Below are 3,226 nucleotides of genomic sequence, written 5' to 3' on the forward strand. Positions count from 1 at the left end.
CGCCGCGCTGGTCCGGCGGGCGGTGACCGCGCCGGCGATCTCGCCGGCGAAGGCCCAGGGCAGTTCAGCCATCGTCGCTGCCCGGCAGGCGGAAGACCGGCGCCAGCACCAGTTCCGCGTCATCCAGCGGCACCTGCTCCAGCAGCGCGGCCAGATCGGCCGCCCCTTGCAGGAAGCCCGCGACACCGCGGCGGTATTCGGGGGCGATGGGCAGGCCCACCGCATTGGATGCCGCGTCGATATAGGCGTCGAGGTCCATCCTGCTCACTCCGCCGGCTGCGGCTCGGCCGCGCCGGTTTCGGTTTCGGCGGCATCGGCCCAGCCCAATTGACCGCAGGCATAGAGGAACCCGGCCACCACCGCATAGGCCAGCGCGATCGACGGCGTCACCGCAAAGCCGACCGCCGGCCCGTGCATGAAGCCGAAAAAGCTCATCACCGCGCCGACCCCGGCAAAGGCGGCCGCCATGGTCCATTTCCGCTCGATCACGAACACCCCGATCGCGGCCAGCACCAGACCGGTCAGGATGGCGCCGTTGCCCAGCAGGCCCAGCCCGTGATACAGCACCCCGTTCTGCGCCATGCCGGCAATCAGCGCGTCGTCCACCTGCACCCCAGCCGCGCCGAGGGCGCCGTCGATCAGGGTTTTCGACCAGGCGGCCAGGTGCGGCACCAGCCCCAGGATGATCGCGGGGGCGTGTTTCATCGGCGTGGTCTGGAACGCCTGCGCCCCGATCAGCATGCCGATATAGAGCAGGATCGGCGAAATCGCGACCACCGGCACCAGGTTCAGGAACACCGCGAGGATGCCGAACCAGGCCAGGCACAGCACGAACAGACCGGTCGCGGCGGAATAGCCGATGCGCCCGCCCATGCTTTTCCAGCCGGGATGGCCGATATAGACCGCATTGGCAAAGGGCGAGCCCAGCAGCGTGCCGATCAGCGATATGGTGCCCTCGGCGGTCAGCGCCTCGGTGGTGGAATAGGTGTCACCGGCGGCTTCGGCGCTTTCCACGTTGTCCATCGCCTCGACCAGGTCGTAGACGCCGAAGGGGATCGCCGTGACCAGGATAAAGCCGAGGAATTCAAAGCCGGAGAACACGTGGCCAATGGCCGGGATCGGGATCGAAAAGCCAAAGCTGGCAAAACTGCTGGCCAGGGCGGCGCCGCTCATGCCGCCGATTTCCGGCAGCCCCAGCGCCGTGGCGCCCCAGGCCAGAACCATGCCGACCAGGATCGCCACCAGCCCCGCAGGCAAGCCACGCGGATAGCGCACACCGCCGAACCAGCTGACCATGATGATCGCCAGGCAGGTCAGCCCGATGATCGAGGTCATGAAGATCTCGGTCGCCGGCCGCATCGAGATGAAGGCGATCGACACCCCCGCCAGCGTCCCCAGCAGCGCCGCGCGCGGGGTGATCTTGCGGATGAACGGCGCGACAAAACCGCCGCCGATCAAGATGAAGCCCTGCAGGAACACCCAGGCCAGCCCGGCCTGCCACGCCTTTACCGGATCGCCGGTCTGGCCCAGAATCGGCAGCATGATCACGAAGACCACGATGAACATATGCGGCACCGATGGCCCCGAGGGCAGCGCGCAGACATCGTCGCGCCCCTCTTTCCGGGCCAGACGATAACCCATCCAGGCATAGTAGATATTGCCCAGGAACAGCATCAGCCCGACCGCGGGCAGAATGCGCCCGAAGGTCAGGTCGTCGGGCAGGCCCACCACGAATTTCAGCAGGCCGGTCATCACCAGAAGGTTCACCAATACATTGGTCCCAAGACCAAAAAGCGCATTCCAGTCGCCCGGCGTCCACAGCGCCGGTGTCTTTGTCCGTTCCATGTTGTCTCTCCTGTCGGTCACGCGGCCTGTGCGGCGGCATCCAATGCCCCGGAAAAGGCAGCGGCATCGCTGACCCATCCGAAGATGCCGCCCTGGGCCTTGATCATGTCGAGCCCCACGCGGTGGAACTCGGGGAAGTAAGAGGCGCAGGCATCGCCCAGCGCCACGCAGCGAAAGCCGCGGTCGTTGCCTTCTCGGATTGTCGTGTGCACGCAGACCTCGGTGGTCACGCCGCAGACGAACAAGGTGTCGATGCCGCGGTTGCGCAACATCTGCATCAGGTCGGTCTGGTGAAAGGCGCCCTTGCCGGGCTTGTCTATCACCGGCTCGCCCCGTGCCGGATACAGCGCCTCGACGATGTCGTGGCCCGGCTCGCCCCGGATCAGGATCCGCCCCATCGGCCCCGGATCGCCGATCCGCCGCGACGGCGCGCCGCGCGCGACCTTGGCGGGCGGCGCATCGGACAGGTCGGGGCGGTGGCCTTCGCGGGTATGGATCACCAGCATTCCCGCCGCGCGCGCCGCCGCCAGCGCCCGCTGGCAGGGTTCGACGGCGGCCTGCAGCAGCGACACGTCATTGCCCAGCGTCTCGCCAAAACCGCCCGGTTCGAGGAAGTCGCGCTGCATGTCGATCAGCACCAAGGCCGCGCGCGCCGGGGAAAAGGCCAGCGGCGCCGGTTCGGCACAGAGTTGAACTTCGCTCATTTCTGGCGTTCCTTTCGAATAAGGGAAGTGACCGGGCAGGACGACATATGACGAAAGACGACGAACAGCGGGTCGCGGCAGAGATCCGCGCCAAATTCGACGCCTACGAGGCCGCGCTGCGGACCAATGACATCGCCGCGCTGACGGGGTTTTTCTGGAATGACCCGCGCGCGGTGCGGCTGGGGCCGGATGGCGGGCTGTACGGACACCAGGAGATCGCCGCCTTTCGCCGGGCGCGCGACGTGTCCGATGTCGAACGGGTGCTGTCGCAGGTGCGCATCGTGGCGCTGTCGCCCGATCTGGGCGTGGCGACCTGCGAATACCGCCGTGTCGGATCGGGCCGGCGCGGCGCCCAGAGCCAGGTGTGGATGCGCCGCCCCGAAGGCTGGCGCATCGTCTCGGCCCATGTGAGCCTGACCGGCTGAGGCGCCGCTCACGCCGCCGCCTCCGCCAGCACCCGGCGCCAGTCGCCCAGATGGGTGACATCCTCGGCCCCGGCGGTGGCGAAGGCCTCGCACAGGAACCCCTTTGGGCTGCTGCCATCGGCCAGCGTCAGCGTGCCCAGCCCCAGCGGCGACGGGATGCCGGCCAGGAAACTACCAACTTCGGCCTCGGGCAGCGCCCAGACCTCGACCGCGATGGCCGCGCCGTCGCGGCGGCGCACCAGGCCGGGCCGC

Annotated in this window: 5 protein-coding genes; 1 reads left to right on the forward strand and 4 read right to left on the reverse strand. The window is 68.1% G+C overall.

Annotated elements, in window-relative coordinates; translation table 11 throughout:
• Positions 1–64: 64 nt before the first annotated feature.
• From CVM52_RS24715 to CVM52_RS24725, 3 genes are read right to left on the reverse strand one after another with little or no spacing between them, the layout of a single operon-like run.
• The gene (locus tag CVM52_RS24715; protein ID WP_100164942.1) at positions 65–259 is read right to left on the reverse strand and encodes a DUF4089 domain-containing protein; all 195 of its coding nucleotides are present in this window, start codon (positions 257–259) and stop codon (positions 65–67) included.
• Between the two features lie 5 nt (positions 260–264).
• Entirely contained in the window at positions 265–1,845 is a 1,581-nt protein-coding gene (locus CVM52_RS24720) for a regulator (protein ID WP_100164943.1), read from the reverse strand.
• Positions 1,846–1,862: 17 nt separating this feature from the next.
• Positions 1,863–2,549 (reverse strand): cysteine hydrolase family protein, encoded by a 687-nt coding sequence (locus CVM52_RS24725; RefSeq protein ID WP_100164944.1) that lies wholly within the window; start codon positions 2,547–2,549, stop codon positions 1,863–1,865.
• 47 nt (positions 2,550–2,596) lie between these two features.
• Between CVM52_RS24725 and CVM52_RS24730 the strand changes: the two genes are divergently transcribed.
• Complete coding sequence (locus tag CVM52_RS24730) at positions 2,597–2,974, forward strand: AtzH-like domain-containing protein (protein ID WP_100164945.1); 378 nt, start codon at positions 2,597–2,599, stop codon at positions 2,972–2,974.
• A gap of 8 nt (positions 2,975–2,982) precedes the next feature.
• Here the strand turns inward: CVM52_RS24730 and CVM52_RS27215 are convergent.
• Positions 2,983–3,226 (reverse strand): allophanate hydrolase-related protein (locus tag CVM52_RS27215; protein WP_442439584.1); only part of this gene is annotated, 244 nt, incomplete at its 5' end.

It is taken from the genome of Pseudooceanicola lipolyticus (assembly GCF_002786325.1).
In the GTDB taxonomy this organism is placed as follows: Bacteria; Pseudomonadota; Alphaproteobacteria; order Rhodobacterales; family Rhodobacteraceae; genus Pseudooceanicola_C; species Pseudooceanicola_C lipolyticus.

Coding starts and splice junctions, on each gene's coding strand:
- CVM52_RS24715 (WP_100164942.1), bottom strand. CDS start 259: ATGGACCTCGACGCCTATATCGACGCGGCATCCAATGCGGTGGGCCTG.
- CVM52_RS24730 (WP_100164945.1), top strand. CDS start 2,597: ATGACGAAAGACGACGAACAGCGGGTCGCGGCAGAGATCCGCGCCAAA.
- CVM52_RS24725 (WP_100164944.1), bottom strand. CDS start 2,549: ATGAGCGAAGTTCAACTCTGTGCCGAACCGGCGCCGCTGGCCTTTTCC.
- CVM52_RS24720 (WP_100164943.1), bottom strand. CDS start 1,845: ATGGAACGGACAAAGACACCGGCGCTGTGGACGCCGGGCGACTGGAAT.